Consider the following 20,322-nt stretch of genomic DNA (forward strand, 5'->3'; position numbering starts at 1 on the left):
CCGACGCCCCCCTCGGGACGGCCCGCCTTTGCGCCGCTCTTGCGAGAACTACTTCCCGGCGCGCACGCGGGCGCGGTGCAGACCGTATTCCAGGGAATCCACCAGCGCGTTCCACGAGGCCTCGATCACGTTCTCCGACACCCCCACGGTGCCCCACGTATCCACGCCATCGGTGGCGGTGATGGTCACGCGCGTGATGGCGTCGGTGCCCTGGGACTCATCCAGCAGACGCACTTTGTAGTCGGTCAATTCCATATGCGCCACCTGGGGGTACGACTCCACAATGGCCATGCGCAGGGCATTGTCCAACGCTCCCACAGGGCCTGCGCTCTCTCCCGTGGCCACGAAACGGGCATCGCCCACGTGGATCTTCACCGTGGCCTCGGACAGCGCGTCCTTGGCCAGGGCACCGGTATCCTCGCGGTCGTCTACGATCACGCGGAAGCTCTCCAAGGTGAAGGAGGGACGATAGATGCCCAAATGGCGCATGAGCAACAGCCCCAGCGAGCCGTCGGCCACCTCGTAGGTGAAGCCGCGCGCCTCCCGCGCCTTGATGTCATCGAGCACCGCCTGGGCGCCACCTTCGGCCTCTTCCAGGCGAAAGCCCAAACTGGCGGCCTTCTGAAGCAGCGACGCCTTTCCCGCCAACTCACTGACCAACATGCGGGCGCCGTTGCCCACCACCGCCGGATTCACGTGCTCGTAGGCCTCGGGGAAGCGGGCAATGGCGCTGGCGTGCAGGCCGCCTTTGTGGGCGAAGGCGCTCGCACCGCTATAGGGATGATGGGGCGAGACCGACACATTGCACAACTCGGCAACATATTGGGACAAGCTCGTCAGCTGCATCAAGCTGTGAGAGCCGACAGCCCTCAGACCCATTTTCAGCTCCAAATCGGCGATCACCGTCAACAGGTCGGCATTGCCCACGCGCTCTCCGATGCCGTTCACGGTGCCCTGCACTTGGGTGGCTCCGGCACGCACCGCGGCCAGAGTATTGGCCACCGCGCAACCGGAATCGTTGTGGCAGTGGATGCCGAAACGGGCCTGCGGATACGCCGCGCGCACCGCCCCCACGACATCCTCTACCTCAAACGGCAGCGCGCCCCCATTGGTCTCGCACAAATCAACGGAGACAGCGCCCGCCTCCACCGCGGCTCCCACGCACGCAAGCGCGTAGGCGGCGTTCGCCTTATAGCCGTCGAAGAAATGCTCGGCATCGAATACGACCTCGCGGCCTGCCGCGGCCAGGTAGGCCACCGAGTCGGTAATCATGCGCAGATTCTCGTCGAGGGTCGTGCGCAGCGCGCGTTCCACCTGGGCATCCCACGTCTTTCCCACGATGGTCACCACGGGTGCGCCTGAGGCCAGAAGGTCGGCCAGGCCCTCGTCATCGGCCGCCGCCACGCCCTTGCGGCAGGTGGAGCCGAACGCGGCGATGCGCGCGTGGCGCAGGTCCATGGCCGCCACTTCGCGGAAGAAGGCGACGTCTTTGGGATTCGAGGCGGGATAGCCCCCCTCGATGATGTCGATGCCGAATTCATCGAGGCGCCGCACAATGGCCAGCTTGTCCTCCAGCGAAAGCGTAATGCCCTCGCACTGCTCGCCATCGCGCAGCGTCGTGTCGTAGGTCGCAATCCGCTTGTCCGCCATACTAGCCCCACTTCTCTCGCACCGCCCTGCGGCTATCTTTCAACCGCTTATTGTAGCGCACTAAAACCGCCGCAGCACTCATGGCCGTGTCCGTGTCCATGGCCGCGGTGCCGCAACCCGCAACCCGTCCCTCTCCCGCAACCCGAGCCCCCCGCTGCCGCGTGCGCCGCAGAAGCCCCCTCCGCGGCGCCTTCTGCAGCGCTACCCCGACACGGGCTTCTCCGCCCCCGACCGACTTGCGAGGCTGGTCGGATACAAGCTCACGGAACGGGCGATGAGGAAAGCGACGGCTACGGCAGGTGCGGAAACCGCCAGTGCCCCAGGGCCGAGCAGCTCGAGAACGAACATGCCGGCCGTAAGCGGGCAGTTGGTGCAGCCGGCAAAGAACGCGGCCATAACGGCCGCAGCGAGCACGCCCTGCGCAACCTCCGTCGCACCGAGAGCCGCCGCCCCATCGGCCAGGGCGACTCCCAAACAAGCCCCTATGGCGAGAACCGGCATGATCTCACCGCCTTTGAAACCGCCGGCCAACGTGAGCAAGGTGAGGGCGGCCTTCATGGCGAAGGCCCACCACGGCAGATCGCCCCCGGAAAGGGCCACGGATATCTGGGCCGCTCCCGTGCCGCAGAAGGCACGCAAGCCCTCGTAGTGAAACAGCTCCGCATAGCCCAAAACGAGTGCTGTGGCCACCCCTCCCACCGCCAAGGCGAACACCGGGGCGCCCAGTTGCGCCAATCCCCTGCGCAAGGCCAGCAGGGCCCTGCAGAACAGCAGGGCGAGCAGGCCGGCGGCGAGCCCTCCCGCCAGGGCCGCCCCTCCCGCCAACCCGAGCGCCGCAGCATCCAGGGCAAGAGGGGCTGCGACCAGGAACCGAACCCCTACCGCCTCCGTCACGCCCCAGGCCACCAGCGCCGTTACAACCGGCGCGAAGACATCCGCAACAGACTGGGGGCGCCTTCGCAGCGCCTCGAAGCTGAAGACAGCCCCAGCCAATGGAGCGTCCAGCATGGCCCCCAGCGCCGCCGCCAGGGCCGCCGACGGCAGCAAGCGGGAAAGGCGCCCGGGAAGAAACCTCCGGAAGGGCTCGCTTGCGGCCGCGCCCATTTGAAGAGCGGCCGCCTCCTTGCCCACCGAACCGCCGCAAAGAACCGTCAGGGACGTGCCAACGATAATGGCCGGGGCAAGCGGCGCGGGGACGGGGCGCCCGTCGCGCACCGCTTCCATGACCTGAGCCGTGCTCCACGAGAAATCGAGCCGCAGCGCCCGATAGGCGCCAAAGGCGGCAAACCCTGCCACAGGAAGCAGCCACCCGAGCCATCCGCAGGTTCCGAAAACGGCGGCGGCCCCGTCCACAGCAAGATCGAGCGCCACCGTAAGCGCGCCGACGACGACCCCCAGCGCGGCGAGGGAAATCACGAGCAGCGCGCCCTCCCCCGCGCTCTGCCGCATCATTGCCATCTCCCTCTCCCCTCGCCCGCGCAGCACACGGAAAGCACGTCGTCGCAGCGACCGCGGCGACTTCTCAGCGCCGCATCGGATCGTTGTACACGATGGCCCCGTCGGGCCGGGCCTGGCAGATGAGGGTCAGATCGAACTCCCGGGCCAGGCGAATGGTCTCGTCGGTGGGAACCGCCTTGGTGGCCAGCAGCGGAACCCCGGCGTGAATGGCCTTCATGACCATGTCCACGGGCAATCGCCCGCTAGAGAAGATGAGGGCATCGCGCAGATCGATCCCCTGCCGCAAGGCCAGGCCCACCACCTTGTCGAAGGCGTTATGACGCCCCAGGTCCTCGCAGCAGGCCACCACAGTACCCCCCAGCACCAGATAGCAGCTGTGGGTGCCGGTCGTGCGCCGATGCAGGGGCGTATCCTCGGCGAAGGCCCGGGCCGCGGCGAGCACCCATTCAGCCTCCCAGGGAACGGGCGTCACCTTGGCCGGGGGCGCGTCGCTTGTGAAATAGCGGTTGTAGGCGCGGTTGCCGGTGCAGCAGGAGGGAACCGTCTCCATTCCGCGGCGAGAGAAGTCGGCCCGGTTGCAGCCGAGCAGCACCGAGGCACGGGTCCCCTGCTCGCAGAGGTACACTTCCTCGATCTCGTCGACATCCCCCACAATGCCCTCGGTGAACAGCCGTCCCACCACAAGATCGACCAGATGATCGGGGGTGCACACCACCCGCAGCGTGGGCACAGTGTTCACGAGCACCTCCATAGCGTGCTCGGCGAGCACCGGCCGGCGCACCGGCTCGAAGGATCCGTCGGGACGCAGCAGCGCACCGTCGCAGACCTCCACAGCCTCGCCCTCTCGATATCGGTCGACCACTCTCACGATCCTCTTCCCTTCACCCGTTCCCGGCAGCGTGCGTCGCAGCCTCTTTAAGCCTGCTTTTTATGGTAGATGAACCAGTAGGCCAGGCCCACCACCAGGCCGCCAACGATATTGCCGAGGGTAGCGAGAACCAGGTTGTAGGCCACGCCCCCCGCGGTGATGGCCCCTGCGGCCCCGATACCGGCCACCGTGTTCAGCAGCAGTCCCATGGGCAAGAAGAACATGTTCGCCACGCAGTGCTCGAAGCCGCAGGCCACAAAAGCGGAGATGGGCAGCAGGATGCCGAGCACCTTGTCGGCCGTGGTCTTCGAGGAGAAGCCGATCCACACGGCCAGGCACACGAGAATGTTGCAGAGCACCGCCTTGAAGAACAAGGTCACCGGCTCAAGGGCCACCTTGCCGGCAGCCACCGAGACGAAGGCCTCGCCCACAGCGCCCCCGTTCATGGCCTGCAAATTCGACAAGTAGATGATAGCCAGCGCCACCAGGGAGCCGGCCAGGTTGCCGAGCCACACGATACCCCAGTTACGCAGCAGGCCGGCAAGGCCGATCTTCTTCGACGCCTTGGCGCAGACCATGAGCACATTGCCCGTGAACAGCTCGGCCCCGCAGCAGAGCACCAAGCACAAACCCAGGCAGAAGCACAAGCCGCCTACCAGGCGCTGCACCCCGAAGGCCATGGTGGTGTCGCCCAGAAACGTGCAGAAGTACATGCCGCCAAAGCCGATGAAGGCGCCGGCCAGCATGGCGGATACGAAGCACTTAGCACCGCCCATGGAGGCCTTGGTCACGCCGACGGCCTCGGCCTTGGCCTCGGTGGCGGCCGGTGCCAGCGCATCGGGGCTGATGGACAGCAGATCCTCTTTTACGATTGACATGAATGTTCCTCCCTATCATAACGTTACAAACGGGTATTGCTCGAAATTGCCGCCCTCGGCAAGGGCGGCGTACACCGACTCCACGGCCGCCAGCACGCGCGGGTGCACGGGATCGAAGAACTCGGTACCCCCGGGCTGGATGCCGAGGAAGATCACCTCCCCGCACATCTGCTCCAGCTCTCCCAGCAGGTAGGTGATGGGCAGCGTGTGGGTGGTGATGAGCGACTGCACCGCCACGTCCTCGGCACGCAGGCGCCGGACGGCCCCCGGCTCAAGCCCCATGGCCGCCGCGTCCACCAGGAGCAGACGCTGCGGGGCGAGGCGGCGCAGGTAGCCCAAATCGTTCTCGGGCGTCTGGCCCCCGTCTACCACCAGCCAGCCGGCCACGGGGTCGTCCTCCAGGCGCTTGGCCAGAAGCGGGCCGGCGGCGTCATCGCCGCGCAGGACGCTGCCCACGCAGAAGACGACGTTGCCGCCCCGCGCCCCGGCCTCGCTCGCGGCCAGGATGTCCTCGGCGCTCGCGCTCACGACACCCTCCTTCCCATGGCGTATACGGCCGGCTCGCACTGCACCTCGTCCAGCAGGAACAGAAACTCCTCCAGCCACGACGGCACATCCGCGGCAACCACCAGGCCCGCGGCAGCCGTCCCCGGCTCGGGCACCGTACCGCAGCCCTCCAGCGCCGCCAGCACCGCCGGTTTCAGCAGGGGGACGTGCTCCTTCTTCAGCTCGATCTCGCCGAAGCGCTCGATGCCCCTCAGCTTGTCGGCCGCCTCGCCGGTACCGAGGGCCGCCAGCACCTCTGAGAAGACGACCCTGGACGTGGCCAGACGCGGCTCGAGGCAGTCGATGACCCCGGTATGGTGCCCGATGGCCAGGGTGTAGTAGAGCACCGAGCGCGCGTCCTCGGGAATAGAGCGCTCGTGATCCACGAACTTCTTTCCCAGCCGGTAGAACACCACGTCCCGGGCCGTGCGCCCATCGGTGGTGTGGGCCGCCGCCGGGCGCACGGCCCGTCCGCGCTCTGCTCCCGCTCCCCCGTCCGCACCGGGCGCCCTCCCCGCACCCGGCGCGGACGGCCGTTGGCGCACCGTCACGCTCATTCCTGCACGACCTTACTCAGCAGAAGCGCCTTCAAATCCATGAACACGGCCTTCTTTCGCGTATCGGTCTCGCGCTCGACGAGTCTGTCGGCGGCGGCCAGAGCGTCGGTTTCATCCTTGGCGAGCGCCATCATGAACTCGTCCACGATCTGCTTGCCGTAGTAGTAGCCGCTCATGCGCCGCGCCTCGCGCTCGAAGGCGGTGCGCACCTTGTAGGGTATCGCCGGGAAGGCCACGGGCGCCTGCTCGCCAGCCGGGGCTACATGGCGGCTTTCATGCAGCTTCTGGTCGAGCAGCCCCAAGGCGCAGGCGAAGCCGTAGATAGTGGCCGGCGGCGAGGGCGGGCAGCCCGGAATGTACACGTCCACGGGAAGAATGGGGTCGGTGCCTCCCCACACGCAGTAGTTGTCGTGGAAGATGCCGCCGGTGCAGCCGCAGGCCCCGTAGGAGATGACGATCTTCGGATCGGGCGCCGCCTGATAGGCGCGCAGCGCCGGCTCGCGCATGGCCCGGGTCATGGCGCCGGTGTACAGTAGCACATCGGCGTGACGCGGCGAGGGCACCACCTTGATGCCGAAGCGCTCGGCATCGAAGGCGGCGGTGATGGTGGCGAAGATCTCGATCTCGCAGCCGTTGCAGCCGCCGCAGTCCACGCGGTACACGTACACCGACCGCTTGATGGACTGGAGCAGCTTCTCCTTGGCCTTAGCCACCGACGCGTCCAGGGCCACCGGGTCCGGCCTCCACTGGAGAGACGCGGGGAAATCGTTCTCGATCATCGGGCACCTCCTTCGGTGCGAGCCTGGGCCTGGAAGGCGCGGGCATCCTCGCGGCGACGGCAGGCCAGGCACTCGTCCAGCTTCCCCACATCGGCAGCGGCGGGACCTCCCACGCTCTTCAGAACCCGGCGCGCATAGTCGACCTCCTTGGCGGCGGCGTAGGGCTTGCCGCACACCGCGCAGCGCGCCACCTCGTAGGCGCAGGACTCGGACAGATCGGCCTTGTTCAGCACCGCCAGCTCGAAGTCGGTCGTCAACTCGATGGCGAACAAGGGGCACACCTCCTGGCAGCGCCCGCAAAAGATGCAGCGGCCGTAGCTGATATCCCAAGTCACATAGGACTGATCATCGTTCAAGTCCATGGTGATGGCGTTGGCCGGGCAGGCAATGGCGCAGGCTCCGCAGGCAATGCACAGCTTCTCGTTGTGCTCCGGCTTGCCGCGGAATCCCGCGGGCATGGCCAGCGGCTCGAAGGGATAGCCTGTCGTGGCGTCGCCGGCCTTGCGGATTTCCTTGAACAGCTTCAACATCGCCTACACCCCCGTTCCCGAGAGCGGCGAGTGGGTGCGGCGACGGCAGTAGCCCTCCAGCTGGTCTTTGGTGAGCACCGTCTCCGTCTTTTTCTTCACATCCACCACCGTCACGCGATCGGTGCAGGAATAGCACGGGTCCATGGAGCCCACGATGATGGCCGCGTCGGCCACGGTGTTACCGCGGAACATGTAGCGCAAGATGGGCCAGTTGGAGTACGTGGCCGCCTTGGCCCTCCACCGGTAGCACTTCTGGTTGTCGCCCACTTGGGCCCAGTGCATGTCCTCGCCGCGCGGCGCCTCGGTGTAGCCCAAGGCGAACTTGTGCGGCGTGTACCGCCAGTCCTCGGTGAGCACCGGGCCCGCCGGAGCTCCGTCCAGCAGCTGCTCGATCATGGTCAGCGAGTCCATGAACTCCTCCACGCGCACCAAGGTCCGGCTCTGCACATCGCAGCCGTCGTGACTGCGGGCCTTCATGCCGCTCAAGTACTTGTAGCCGTCGAAGGGGTGATCGAAGCGCACGTCGCGGGCAATGCCGCTGCCGCGCACGCAGGGGCCCACGGGGCTGTAGTCGCGGGCCACCGCCGGGTCGAGCCGACCCACCCCGGCGGTGCGCGACTCGAAGTTCGCCGTGGACACGAGCATGTCTACCAGCGCCTCCACCTCGTTGCGAATCTCGCGCACGTATTTGATGGTGGCCACCTTCTGCGCGTCCAGAATGTCGCGACGGACCCCGCCGATGAGGTTCAGGCCGTAGGTCTTGCGGGCGCCGGTCAGCAGCACCGCCAAGTCCATGGTCTTCTCGCGCACGCGGAAGAAGTGCTGGAAGCCGGTGTCGAAACCGCAATAGTGGCACACGAGTCCCAGATTCAGCAGATGGGAGTGCAAACGCTCCACTTCCAGCAGGATGGCGCGGATGTACTGGGCGCGCACGGGCACCTCGATGCCCTGGGCGTGCTCCACGGCCTCGGCATAGGCCACCGAATGGGCGTTGCCGCAGATACCGCAGATGCGGTCGGCCAAAAACGTGACCGCATCGTAGTTCAGGCGGCTCTCGGCCACCTTCTCCATGCCGCGGTGGACGTAGAACAGGCGGTAGTCGGCGTCGATGATCTCCTCGCCCTCCACGAACAGGCGGAAGTGCCCCGGCTCGTCGGAGGTGATGTGCAGCGGGCCCATGGGCACCTCGGTGACCTCCTCGGCCCGACCCTCGTAGAGGAACGAGTAGTTCTCCACGTCGGTGACGGGAGCCGGCCGCTTGCGGTAGTCCATGGAATCCTTGCGCAGCGGATACAGGTCGGCCGGCCAGTCGTCGGGCAGCACCAGCCGCCGCTCGTCGGGCAGCCCCTGGGCGCGCAGGCCGAACAGGTCGAAGGCCTCGCGCTCGCTCCATACGCAGGCGGGTACCCGCGGAGTCACGCTCGGGTACTCCATGGACTGGGGGTCCACCTCGGCCCGCACCGTCACGAAGCCTGGGTCGCTCTCCTCCATGGACAGCAGGTAGTACAGGGCGTAGTTGCCGTTGATGGGACGCTCGTCGTTGGCCACCATGTTCGGCAGCCAGCCGCCGCGGCCGTAGTACAGAAACTCCACCACATCGGGCAGCATGTCCTTGGGCACCGTGACGGTCACCTGGTCTTCGGCCTGCCACGCGGCATCGAGCACCGCTCCAGGGAACGTGTCGCGCACGGCCTGCACGTGGGTTTCCCCCACCCGTAAGGGCACCTTCTTCTTGACCATTACTCGGACACCTCCTCTTCAACCTCGTCTCCAGCCAGGGCCGCCAGGGCCCCTTCAAACAGATTCTCGCTCGCCGGGTACTCGTCCTCGTAGCTCATGACGATGGCCCCGGCGCGCTCGATGGAGCCGAACAGAGGGCCGGGTAGGGCCACGCCGAGCAGCACCACCAAAGCCAAAAGCACGCATTCGGGCACCAGAGCCAGGGCCGGCACGTCCTTGCGGGCCATCCCCTCGGGCGCACGCCCCAAAGCCGATCCGGTGATCATGGTCACAAGCGCCATGATGACCACCACCAGAGCCACCAGCACGAGCACCACGAGCCAGAGGGCATCGGCGGCAATGCCGGCCAAGATCATGGCCATCTCGCTCACGAACATGGCGAAGGGCGGGAACCCGGCCAAGGCGAGGCAGCCGGCCACGAACAGCACGCCGGTCACGGGGGCCACGGCCAGAATGCCCTTGATCTTCTCCAGATCGCGGGTGTGGTACTTCATCATCACGTTGCCGGCCACGCAGAACATGAGCGCCTTGGTCAGGCCGTGGGCGATGCAGTGCACCAGGCCCGCGATAATGCCCAGAGGACCGCCGATGCCGAAGCACACGGCGATGAGGCCCACGTTCTCGCACGAGCTGTAGGCCAGCTTACGCTTGATATCGCGCTGCCGGTACACCTCGAAGGCCGCGTAGCCCACCGAGAGCACGCCCAGAATCACCATGACCAGCTGGGGGAAGCCCGCCCCCACGTTGGCCGCAGCTAGAATGTAGAACCGCAGCACAATGAGCAGCGCGCACTTCAGCAGCACGCCGGACAGCAGGGCCGACACGGGGCTCGGCGCCTCGGAATGGGCGTCGGGCAGCCAGGTGTGCATGGGAAACAGGCCCGCCTTGGTGCCGAAGCCGATGGCGGCGAACACGAAGGCGATCATCGTGAGCGAGTGGTCGAGCGCGGGAGCCATGGGCAGGATGGACGTCCAGAACACCGCCTGATGCGCGTCGGCCATCACGTCGGCGGCGTTCGCGTACACGAGCAGCGTGCCGAACAGACCGAAGGCCACGCCGGCCGTGCAGACGATGACGTACTTCCACGCCGCCTCCAGGGCGAGCTTGGTGCGGTACACCCCCACGAGGAACACCGTGGACAAGGTGGTGGCCTCCACCGACACCCACATCATGATGATGTTGTTGGAGGTGACGGCCAGAATCATCGAGAACACGAACAGGCTGAAGAACACGTAGTACTGTTTCACCTGGGAGGGCCCGAGCTTCCCATCGGCCACATCGTGGGCCACATAGGGCAGCGAGTACAAGCCCGTGGCCGGCGCGATAACGGCAATGAGGCCCAAGAACAGCGCCCCCAGCCCGTCCAGATGGAACCAGCCGCCCAAGGCGAAGAGGTCGCTGCCGGCGAACACCGAGGCCACGAGCCAAAGCCCCGATACGGCCACGACGGCCAGGGACAGGACGTGAATGGCCTCGAACAGGCCGCGGGGCGTGGCCTTCGCGGGCAGCAGGGCCATGGCGGCGGCCGCAACCACCGGGCAGCCCAACAGGCAGATTAGCAGAATAGAGTAATCCATGGCTTATCCCTTCAGCTCGCAGAGGTCGTCGGCATCAAGGGTACGGGCGTAGCGCGCCATGCGCCACACGAGCACGGCCAGAATGATCACCGCGAAAATGGCGTCGGTGGCCACCCCGATCTCCACCAGCTCCGGGGCCTGGGGCGCCAAGAGCGCCAAGGTCACGTGGGAGCCGTTTTCCATCAGGCAGTATCCGAAGATCTGCTTGAAGATGGAGCGCTGGATGACGATGCAGGTGAGCCCGATGAAGAAGTGGGCCAGCGACACCGCCAGCGTGGGGCGCACCTCCGCAGCCGTCGGCAAATCGATCCCGGAGACGGCCACGAAGCACACGAACACCTCCACGGCCACCAGGGCCACCGACTTCATGGGGTTGAGCTTCGGCGGCAGATCCGTCCGCGCGTCATCGCCGATCTTCTTCAGGGTGAACAGCAGGATGGCGGGCACGAGCACCACCTTGGTGGCGAAGGCCGTGGCCGACCAGGTGAACAGCTCCACCGAGCCGGTCACCGCGCCGAGCGACGCGAGCACGGCCACGAGCACGAGCGACTGGAGCGAGTACAGCCAGGCCGCCGCGCGCCCCGTGCGGGCGAGCACCACCAGCATCGAGGTGATGATGAGGCAGGCCCCCAGCACATTGACTAACGGGTATCCGAACATATTCATCACCACCTAAATTCCAATGACGAGGAACACCAGGGACAGAAGCGCGATCCCCGTGACGAACCAGGTATAACGACCGAGCAGCTTGTAGCGCACGCGCATAACGGCGTTCTCGATGATCGAGGCCGCAACCATGACGACGAGTACTTTCGCGCCATAGGCCAGCATTCCCGCGAGCACCGCCGCAGGCGAGGCGTCCACCGCGGCCCCGAAGGGCAGAAACAGCGCCACGAGCAAGCTCGCAACCACCAGCTGCTTCACGGATACGCCCAGCTTCAGCATGGCCAAAGACGGCCCGGAATAGGCGGCCAGGGGGCCTTCCTGGATCTCCTGCTCGGCCTCGGCCAAATCGAAGGGCAGCTTGCCCATCTCGATGTAGCAGGCCATGGCGAACGCCACGCCGGCCACTACCACGGCCACGAGCGGCTGGGCCTGGAGCGAGCCTGTGGCCGCGGCCATCAGCCCGGTGTTGGTGGAGCCGGCGGCCACGGCCATGACGAACAGCACCAGCACGAGCGCGGGCTCCACGAGCACGCCCACCAGCAGCTCCCGCACACCGCCGATGGCCGTGTACGAGCCGGCAGAGTCGATGGAGGCCAGGGCGAACATGAAGCGCGGCAGGGCCATCAGGTACAGGATGGTGATGATATCGCCCAGGATGGGCACCGGGCAGGCCTGCATGAACAGGGGCAGACCCGCGGCAATGAGCACGAAGCTGCCGAGGAACACCGGCGGCATGGCTCGGGACACAAGCCCGCTGCCGCCCTCGCGCACCTCGCACCGGCGCCAGAGCTTGGCCAGATCGCGGTAGTCCTGGAAGATGTCGGTACCCGTGCGGGAGTGCATCTTGGCGCGAATCTTGCGCGTGATGCCGCTCACGAGCGGAGCGGCGGCCACCAAGAGGACAGCCTGGAGTATCGCAACAATGACAGACATGGCATCCTCCTATCGGACCAGAATGATGAGCGCCAGGAAGAACACCAGAGCGCCGACGATGTACACGATGTAGGTGCGGAAATCGCCGCTCTCCATGCGGCTGAACCAGGCGCCGAGATCGCTGACGATGGACAGCACCGAGTGCGAGAGCGCCGGGGCGCGGTGCGGGGCCGGGGCGATGCCCACCGTGCGATCGCGGTCGAAGCGGGACAGCACCGGCTCGGGGGCCTTGGAGGCGGACGGAGCCGTCTTTTCGAGCCCCAGGGCACGACTGAACAGACGGGCCACGGCGGCACCGGCACGGTTCACGGTGAAGCGGATGGCAAACAGCGGCCCCATGAAGTTCTTCACGTTGGCGCCCACCGTGGAGGCCAACGTCTCCATGGTCAGGTCCGCCTGGTAGCCGCAGGCCCAGGTCTGCGGATCGTCCTTCATGCCGGCGGCGCGGTTCGCGCTGTTGCGCACCAGGGCGCACGCGGCGATGACAAGAGCCATGAGCACCGCCAGCACCAGCGGCGAGACCACCGATGCCGTATCCAGCGACACGAGCGTCGCACCCTCCACGGCCGGCACCGGGGGCACCGACAGCATGGCGGCGGCAATGGAATCCACCACCGGCGTCACCAGAGCCGCTCCCAGGCCGAGGAAGACGCAGGCCACCGTGAGCAGCACCATGGCCCCCTTCATGGGAGCGGGCACCTCGCGGGCCTGCTCGGCCGCCTCAGAGCGCGGCCGGGCCAAGAACGTGACGCCGAAGGCCTTCACGAAGCAGGTGACGGCCAGAGCACCGGTAATGGCCAGGGCCACCACGGCAAAGGCGAACAGGATGCGCATGAAGATGTCGCCGTCCATGGCCGCGCCGATGAGCCCTTGGTACGTGAACCACTCGGACACGAACCCATTGAGCGGGGGGATGGCCGAGATGGCCAGCGATCCCACAAGAAAGCACAGGGCGGTCACGGGCATCAGGCGCGCCAGACCGCCGAGGACCTCCATGTTGCGCGTGCCCGTCGCATGCAGCACGCTGCCGGCCCCCAGGAACAAAAGCCCCTTGAACATGGCGTGGTTCACCAGGTGGTAGAGCCCGGCCAGAAGCCCGATGGCCGCAAGCCACGGAAGATGCGCGGCCCAGCCGTAGATGCCCGTGCCCACACCGAGCAGGATAATGCCGATGTTCTCCACGGAGTGATAGGCCAACAGGCTCTTCAAATCGTGCTCGCCCAGGGCGTACACCACTCCCAGCACGCTCGATACCGCGCCGATGATAATGACGAGCACGCCCCAACCGATCTCGCCTCCGGTCGCGCCCAGCAAATCGAAGCACACCTTGCAGATACCGAAGATGCCGATCTTGATCATGCCGCCGGACATGAGCGCGCTCACATTGGAAGGCGCCGCCGGATGGGCTTGGGGCAGCCACGAATGGAAGGGCACCATGCCCGCCTTGGCGCCAAAGCCGAAGAAAGCCAGCACGAAGGCCACCGTGGCCACACCGGGGGCAAAGGCGCTCGTGCGGAAGGCCTCGAACTCGAGGGACCCGGCGGCCGACGCCATCACGAAGAACGAGATGGCGATCATGAGAAAGCCGATATGGGCCATGATCAAGTACAGAAAGCCCCCGCGCAGCGATTTCTCCGTCTGGTCGATGACAACCAGCACGTAGGAGGTAAGCGACATCAGCTCGAAGAACACGAGGAACCAAAACGCGTTGTCGGCCAGAATGACCAGGTTCATAGAGGCGATGAACAGGTTCATGAAAAAGCCGATGACCCCCATGCCCTTCTCGTAATACTCGTCGAAATAGGACAGACCGTAGAGCCATGCCGCGAAGGCCAGGGCCGAGATGACCGCGATGAGCAGTCCCGCCAGGGGATTCAGCAGCAGCGTGAAGCTCGCAAACGCCATGGGCCCCGCCCAGCTGGCGTGCACCGCCGGCCCCAGCAGGGCCCCGGCGCCGCCGATGAAGGCACAGGCCGCCGAGGCCATGCCGCCCGCGCAGGCGATGGTCTTAGAGGCGGCAGGGGTCTTCCCCGCCACCAGGGACAGCGCGCCGGCGACGCAGGAGAGCCCGAGGGACACGAAGATAAGTTCCAGCATTTAGGCCTCCTTCAGGTTGGTCGAGCGGCCCATCATGATCTGATTGGCCGTAGCGGCTGCTTTCATTTTGTCCTTGCGAGCGTCACCGAGCGTTGTGGCATCTCGCACAAAGAGCGCGTTGGTCGGACAGGCCCTCACGCAATGGGGACCCCCTTCGGGGTCGTACGTGGAGCACAAGTCGCACTTCACGGCACAGGTGTAGACGCCGATGCTCCAGGCCAGCAGCGGGGAGGTGCCCCGGGGCTGGCTCGGCGTCTCAAAGGCAATGCCGGCAACGCCTGCCGTGGACGTGCCTGCCGGATGGATGGCGCCGAAGGGGCACACGATCGCGCACAGCTTGCAGCCGATGCACGCCTGCTCGTTCACAACGACGGCCTCGTCGGTGCGCACAATGGCATCGACGGGGCACACGGCCAAGCAGGGAGCCCCCTCGCACTGATGACAGGTGACCGCCGCGGTCACCTGCGGGGAGAATGTCAGGGCGAGGCGGGGCTCCGCCTGCAGCCCGGCCACACGGTGGCCATGGCTGCAGGCGGCGAGACATGTGCCGCATCCTATGCACCTATCCGGCTCTATGGCGATGAAGGTGTTCATCAGAGTCCTTTCGGGTGAAAAAGAGCGGACGGCTGCGGGCTACTCCGCAGACGCCTCGGCGGCCGGCGCCACGTTCTGGGGCGCAGCCTCGGCGGCCAGGCGATCCTTCAGGGCGCTGTAGAGCGCCTGCATGTGGCGCTCGGCCCACACCTGGTCATCGATGGAGTGCACCTCGCAGGCGGAGTACTTGTCCTCGGGCGTGCCGGACAGAGGATCGGTCACGTGCATGGTCAGATCGTTGCACTTGCCGATCCACCACTGGTAGGTCATGTACACCGCGCCCTTGTTGATGCGCTCGTCCAAACACGCGCGGGTAATCACCTTGCCACGGCGCGAGCTGACCCACACCAGGTCCTCGTCGCGGATATTGCGCGCCTCGGCGTCGGCAGGGTTGATGTGCACATAGCCCGGCTCGTCGGCCAGCATCGAGAGCACCTTGCAGTTGCCCGTCATCGAGCGGCAGGAGTAGTGGCCCACCTCGCGCACGGTGCACAGCACGAGCGGATAGGCGTCATCGGGAAGCTCAGTGGGCTCCACGAAGTCGTGCGCCATGAGGATGGCCTTCTTATCGGCCGTGTTGAACTGGCCGTTCTTGTACAGCGTCGGGGTACCGGGGCACTCCAGCGTGGGCACGGGCCACTGGGCATGACCGGTGCCGGCCATCTTCTCGTAGGTGGCGCCGTAGAAGTTGGGGCACAGCTCGCGTACCTCGTTCCAGATCTCCTCGGTATCCTCGTAGTGCATCGGATAGCCCATGCGCGTCGAAAGCTCCTGGAAGATCTGCCAGTCGTGCTTGCACTCGCCCTTGGGCGGCACTGCGGCCGTGAAGCGCTGGAACGTGCGATCCGAGGCGGAGAACACGCCGTCGTGCTCGCCCCAGGACGTGCCGGGAAACACCACATCGGCCAAAGCCGTCGTCTGGGTCATGAAGATGTCCTGGGAGATGAGCAGATCCAGGTTCTCCAGGGTCTCCTTCATATCGGCGGAATCGGGCTCGGTCTGCAGCGGATCCTCGCCGAAGTTGTAGAAGGCGCGGATCTTGCCCTCCTTCACCCCGTGGGGCAGGTCGGTCAGCTTGAAGCCGGGCTCGGCGGGAAGCGCGCCGGCCGGCAGGCCCCAGGCCTTCTCGAACTTAGCCCGCATCTCGGGGTTCTCCACCTTCTGGTAACCCGGCAGAAGACTCGGCCACATGCCCATGTCGCAGGAGCCCTGCACGTTGTTCTGGCCGCGCACCGGCGCCAGACCGGCGTTGTCGCGACCGATCTGGTTGGCGACGCAGGCGATGGCGGCGATGGTGTGCACCACCTTCACGCCCTGGCGCTGCTGGGTCACACCCATGCCCCAGCCGATGACGGAGTTGGGGGCCGTGGCGTACATGCGCGCCGCCTTGCGGATGTCGTCGGGATCGCAGCCGCACACCTCGGCCACCGATTCCGGCGTGTAGTTCTTAATGGTCTCCCACCACGCGTCGAAGCCGCTGGTGTGGGCATCGATGAAGGCCTTGTCGTGCATATTCTCAGACACGATGACGTTGGCGAACGCGTTCATGAAGGCGAGGTTGCAGCCGTTCTTGATCTGGATGTACAGATCGGCGATGCGGGCGGTCTCGATGGAGCGCGGATCCACTACGATGATCTTGGCGCCCTTCTCCTTGGCCTTCACGATGCGGCGAGCCACAATGGGATGGGAGGCCGAGGGATTGTAACCGAACAGCATGATGAGGTCGGCGTTCTCCAGGTTGGGAATGGACACCGACATGGCACCGGATCCCACGGTGTCCATAAGCCCGATCACGCTGGGGCCGTGGCAGGTGCGCGCGCAGTTGTCGATGTTGTTCGTGCCGATGCAGGCGCGGGTGAACTTCTGCATGACGAAGTTGGCCTCGTTGCCCGGACCACGAGAGGAGCCGGTCAGCATGATAGCGTCCGGGCCGTACTTCTCTTTGATCTCGGTCAGCCGCTGCGCCGTGAAGTCAAGCGCCTCGTCCCAGGTGACGCGCTCCAGCTCGCCACCCTTCTCGCGGCGAATCATCGGATGCAAGATGCGCGGCGTCAGGATCTTCGTATCGTTGATGAAATCGAAACCCGACAGGCCCTTCAGGCACAGCTCGCCCTCGTTGGTCACACCGTCGATGCCCTCGGCGCCAATGACCATTCCGTCATCGACCAGCAGGTTGAGCTTGCATCCGGCGCCGCAGTAGGGACATACGGCCATGTGCTTTTCCATAGTTTCACTCCCCCGTTCTAGTTGAGATCCATATTCAGCGGCACGCTGGCAAACGCACCCGAGGCCACGGCGGCCTTCACGCGCCGGGCCCGCTGGCGAGCGGCAAGCTCCTCCTCGTCGACGACCATAAGGCCGCCGGTGGGACAGGCCTCCACGCACGCCGGGCCGCCCTCGCGGTCATAGCACAAATCGCACTTCACCAGGAAAGCCTTAGGTGCCGACTCCACCGTCAGGCCGCCCAGCTTCGCCGCGCCCTCTTGGGAGACCACATCCACGGCGCCGTAAGGACAGGCCAGCACGCAGCTGCGGCAGCCGATGCAGCGCTCCTGCTTCACCGCCACGCGACCCCCGTCGAAGTACAGCGCCCCTTCCGGGCACGAGGCCACGCACGGCGCATCGGCGCAGTGATGGCACACGATGGGCGCGGAGATGGTCAGGGTGGTAATCAGGTTCAGACGGGGTTTCGCAACGTCCCCCGGCGCGCTGTGCTTCAGCAGACAGCCGGCCATGCACGTCTGGCAGCCGATGCACAGGCCCGGGTCGGCAATGACGAATTTAGAACCCATGAACTCCTCCTCTTTCTCATAGCTCGAAGCATGTATTCCCCCGCTTCGCTCCTGCCTGTCCCCTTCTCGAGAACCGGGGTGCACGAGACCAAGGCATCGATGGGACGCCTTGCTGAAACGGATTGGAATCTATGGGAAGCGCGCAGGGTTTGCGCATCGGGAAAGTCACCTTTGACCTGTTGGGGACGTTATAACGCGCTCAACGGCTATTGACAACCCCCTATTTCGCCGCTTCGGACCCAAGTGTGTATGGCACAGTAGAAGTCGACACTGTGGCATGTAGGATTCCGGCACTTTGGCAGTGAACATGCCGACCACCACCAAGGGCTATTCTTGTCTTGCTTCGGTAACGACGAGAAAGGCTGGGAAGGCAATGATCAGCATGTCCAAGATCTATTCTATAAGGCAGATGAGGATGGAGGGGCGGCCAATCGCCCATATAGCCAAAACGCTGGAGATTTCCAGAGACACGGTGTACAAGTACCTGGAGGAAGAGGACCTCTCCCCGAGACCCCCGGTCAAAAGGGAGCGCGGGAGCGTCCTCGACCAGTACAGGCCAACGATCGCCTCGTGGCTGGAAGACGACGCGAAGGGCTGGCGCAAGCAGCGCCACACCGCCAAGCGCATTTGGCAGAGGCTGACGGACGAGCTGGGGGCCGAGGTCAGCGAGTCGACTGTTCGCCACTACGTGGGCAAGCTGAAGAAAGAGCTCGGCATCGGCGGGGAGCGCTTCCTGGACCTGGTATGGGCGCCAGGCGAGGCGCAGGCGGATTTCGGGGAGGCCGACTTCTACGTCGCGGGCGTGAGGCGCCGCCTGAGCTATTTCGTGCTCACGTTCCCGTTCTCCAACGTGGGGCTGGCTCAGGTGTTCCCCGGAGAGAACGCCGAGTGCGTCTGCCAGGCACTGAAGGACATCTTCGAGTACCTGGGCGGCGTGCCCGCCCGCATCGTCTTCGACAACGCCGCCGGCGTCGGCCGCAAGATCGGCGATGCCGTGAGGACCGCCGGGCTGTTCTCGGCGTTCGCCGCCCACTACGGCTTCGCGTTCTCGTTCTGCAACCCCAACTCCGGCCACGAGAAGGGCTCCGTCGAGAACAAGGTGGGCTACATCAGGCGCAACCTCTTCGTCCCCGTGCCCTCCTTCGACGGCGGCAGGCGCTTCAACAAGACGCTGCTCGCCCGCTGCATGGCGCTAGCGGAGAAGCCCCACTGGGCCAAGGGCGAGGAGGAGCGGGCGCTGTTCATGGAGGACAGAGTGGCGCTGCTCGGGCTGCCGCCTGCCCCCTTCGACGTGGTGCGCTACGAGAGGAGGCGAACCGACAAGCTGGGCCGCGTTCGCCTGGAATCCCGGCACTTATACTCGACTTCGCCCGAGTTCGCGCTGACCGAGGTCATCTGCGCCATCAGGGCGCGCGAGGTGGTCGTCGCGGATGCGGGCGGGACGGTTATCGCCACCCATACGCGCGCCTACGGGGACGCGCCGAGTGACACATCGAACCCCGCGAGCCAGCTCGCCCTCCTCGCCAGGAAGCCGGGCGCCTGGAGGAACAGTCGGGTGAGGGCGGCTGTCGCAGATGAGCTGCGCGAGTACATGGACGGGCTGGGCCGAGACGCGCTCGCCGAGCGGCTGCGCCTGATGAGGAACGTGGCGGCGCAGAGCGGGTGGGAAGCCATGGTGGAAGCGGCGGCAACCGCGCTCGAGAGCACCGGGCGGATCGACGAGGCCGGGATGCACATGGCCGTCCTCTCGCGAACGAGCACCCCGATCCGCTACGACGAGCCAGTGGACCTCAGCGTCTACGACGCCCTCGCACGGAAGGGGGTGTGACCATGGCCCCAAAACCGAAGGGCGACGTGGCCGCCTTCAGAGAGCTGGCCCGATCGATGTACTTCTCCAACGAGTCGTGCGACTGGTTCTGCGAGGAGGCCTCCGCCGGGCAGCTCAGGATGGCATGCGCGCTCATAGAGCACGAGCAGCGCGTGCGCGAGCGGCGCAAGCGCGAGAGGCTGTTCCGCAAGGCAGCGTTCCCCCAGCTCAAGTCGTTCGACGGATACGACTTCTCGCAGGTGAGCTTCCCGGAGGGCTACGGCAGGGACGATCTCATGTCGCTCGACTTCATCGAGCACGCCCAGGACTTCGTGTTCCACGGCCAGACCGGGCGGGGCAAGACGCATCTGGCAATAGCCGTGGGGTCAGCGGCCGTGAATGCCGGCAAGATGGTGAGGTTCTTCGGCACGGCAGGGCTCGTCCTGGCTCTCTTGAAGGCGAACCGCGAGGAGGCGCTCGACAAGTACCTGGCGGACATAGAGAAGAGCGATCTCGTGATAATGGACGAGTTCGGCTATATACCCATAGATCTGGAGGGTGCGCGCCTGCTGTTCCAGGTCATTTCCAGCTGCTACGAGAGACGGAGCCTCATCCTCACCACCAACATCGAGTTCAGCAAGTGGGGAACCGTTCTCGGCGACGAGAAGCTCGCGGCAGCGGCCATAGACCGGATAGTCCATCACGGGCGGCTGGTGGAGTTCGGAGGTGAGAGCAAGCGGATGGGAGATTCGCTCATGCTAGGAAGACGGTAAAGACAGGGGGGGTCGGCGGTGCCAAAGTGTCGATTTTAGTCAGGCCAAAATGTCGACTTTGCTATTGCCAAACACAC

Annotated in this window: 18 protein-coding genes; 2 read left to right on the plus strand and 16 right to left on the minus strand. The window is 65.8% G+C overall.

Annotated features, from left to right (window positions below):
• Positions 1-48: 48 nt before the first annotated feature.
• From cimA to G503_RS0110205, 16 genes are all read right to left on the minus strand, one after another.
• Positions 49-1,650 (minus strand): citramalate synthase, encoded by a 1,602-nt coding sequence (gene cimA / locus G503_RS0110130; protein ID WP_028027484.1) that lies wholly within the window; start codon positions 1,648-1,650, stop codon positions 49-51.
• 201 nt (positions 1,651-1,851) lie between these two features.
• Entirely contained in the window at positions 1,852-3,108 is a 1,257-nt protein-coding gene (locus G503_RS14770) for a chloride channel protein (RefSeq protein ID WP_051191124.1), read from the minus strand.
• A 64-nt stretch (positions 3,109-3,172) separates the two neighbouring features.
• The gene (gene fdhD, locus G503_RS0110140; protein ID WP_051191125.1) at positions 3,173-3,970 is read right to left on the minus strand and encodes a formate dehydrogenase accessory sulfurtransferase FdhD; all 798 of its coding nucleotides are present in this window, start codon (positions 3,968-3,970) and stop codon (positions 3,173-3,175) included.
• A gap of 53 nt (positions 3,971-4,023) precedes the next feature.
• Complete coding sequence (locus G503_RS0110145) at positions 4,024-4,854, minus strand: formate/nitrite transporter family protein (RefSeq protein WP_035022800.1); 831 nt, start codon at positions 4,852-4,854, stop codon at positions 4,024-4,026.
• Positions 4,855-4,869: 15 nt separating this feature from the next.
• Positions 4,870-5,382, minus strand: a complete 513-nt coding sequence (gene hycI, locus G503_RS0110150) for a hydrogenase maturation peptidase HycI (protein ID WP_084636527.1) — start codon at positions 5,380-5,382, stop codon at positions 4,870-4,872.
• Positions 5,379-5,957 (minus strand): formate hydrogenlyase maturation HycH family protein, encoded by a 579-nt coding sequence (locus tag G503_RS0110155; RefSeq protein WP_084636528.1) that lies wholly within the window; start codon positions 5,955-5,957, stop codon positions 5,379-5,381. Before G503_RS0110155 ends, hycI begins: the two co-directional genes overlap by 4 nt.
• Positions 5,954-6,736, minus strand: coding sequence for an NADH-quinone oxidoreductase subunit B family protein (locus tag G503_RS0110160; RefSeq protein WP_035022804.1), 783 nt, complete (start codon positions 6,734-6,736; stop codon positions 5,954-5,956). Before G503_RS0110160 ends, G503_RS0110155 begins: the two co-directional genes overlap by 4 nt.
• Positions 6,733-7,266 (minus strand): formate hydrogenlyase complex iron-sulfur subunit, encoded by a 534-nt coding sequence (locus G503_RS0110165; RefSeq protein WP_016310472.1) that lies wholly within the window; start codon positions 7,264-7,266, stop codon positions 6,733-6,735. The genes G503_RS0110160 and G503_RS0110165 overlap by 4 nt, the downstream gene beginning before the upstream one ends.
• A 3-nt stretch (positions 7,267-7,269) precedes the next feature.
• Positions 7,270-9,006 (minus strand): hydrogenase large subunit, encoded by a 1,737-nt coding sequence (locus G503_RS0110170; protein WP_028027490.1) that lies wholly within the window; start codon positions 9,004-9,006, stop codon positions 7,270-7,272.
• Entirely contained in the window at positions 9,006-10,583 is a 1,578-nt protein-coding gene (locus G503_RS14775; protein ID WP_084636530.1) for a hydrogenase 4 subunit F, read from the minus strand. Before G503_RS14775 ends, G503_RS0110170 begins: the two co-directional genes overlap by 1 nt.
• Positions 10,584-10,586: 3 nt before the next feature.
• On the minus strand, positions 10,587-11,249 hold the full coding sequence (hyfE, locus tag G503_RS0110180) for a hydrogenase 4 membrane subunit (RefSeq protein WP_235715547.1): 663 nt from the start codon (positions 11,247-11,249) through the stop codon (positions 10,587-10,589).
• 6 nt (positions 11,250-11,255) lie between these two features.
• Positions 11,256-12,182, minus strand: coding sequence for a respiratory chain complex I subunit 1 family protein (locus G503_RS0110185; protein ID WP_016310468.1), 927 nt, complete (start codon positions 12,180-12,182; stop codon positions 11,256-11,258).
• 9 nt (positions 12,183-12,191) lie between these two features.
• Complete coding sequence (gene hyfB, locus G503_RS0110190) at positions 12,192-14,279, minus strand: hydrogenase 4 subunit B (RefSeq protein WP_035022807.1); 2,088 nt, start codon at positions 14,277-14,279, stop codon at positions 12,192-12,194.
• Positions 14,280-14,873 carry a 4Fe-4S dicluster domain-containing protein gene (locus tag G503_RS14780; RefSeq protein ID WP_035022810.1) on the minus strand — a complete coding sequence of 198 codons (594 nt, stop codon included), beginning with the start codon at positions 14,871-14,873 and terminating at the stop codon, positions 14,280-14,282. It abuts the gene before it with no gap.
• A 39-nt stretch (positions 14,874-14,912) separates the two neighbouring features.
• A complete protein-coding gene (gene fdhF, locus G503_RS0110200) occupies positions 14,913-17,099 on the minus strand; it encodes a formate dehydrogenase subunit alpha (protein ID WP_028027492.1) in 2,187 nt (728 codons plus the stop codon).
• Between the two features lie 17 nt (positions 17,100-17,116).
• Entirely contained in the window at positions 17,117-17,665 is a 549-nt protein-coding gene (locus G503_RS0110205; protein ID WP_028027493.1) for a 4Fe-4S dicluster domain-containing protein, read from the minus strand.
• 382 nt (positions 17,666-18,047) lie between these two features.
• Between G503_RS0110205 and istA the strand changes: the two genes are divergently transcribed.
• Both istA and istB read left to right on the plus strand, forming a co-directional pair.
• A complete protein-coding gene (istA, locus tag G503_RS0110210) occupies positions 18,048-19,493 on the plus strand; it encodes an IS21 family transposase (protein WP_235715498.1) in 1,446 nt (481 codons plus the stop codon).
• A gap of 2 nt (positions 19,494-19,495) precedes the next feature.
• The gene (gene istB, locus G503_RS0110215) at positions 19,496-20,245 is read left to right on the plus strand and encodes an IS21-like element helper ATPase IstB (RefSeq protein WP_035021893.1); all 750 of its coding nucleotides are present in this window, start codon (positions 19,496-19,498) and stop codon (positions 20,243-20,245) included.
• Positions 20,246-20,322: the final 77 nt, after the last annotated feature.

This window comes from Adlercreutzia mucosicola DSM 19490 (genome assembly GCF_000422625.1).
Lineage (GTDB): Bacteria > Actinomycetota > Coriobacteriia > Coriobacteriales > Eggerthellaceae > Adlercreutzia > Adlercreutzia mucosicola.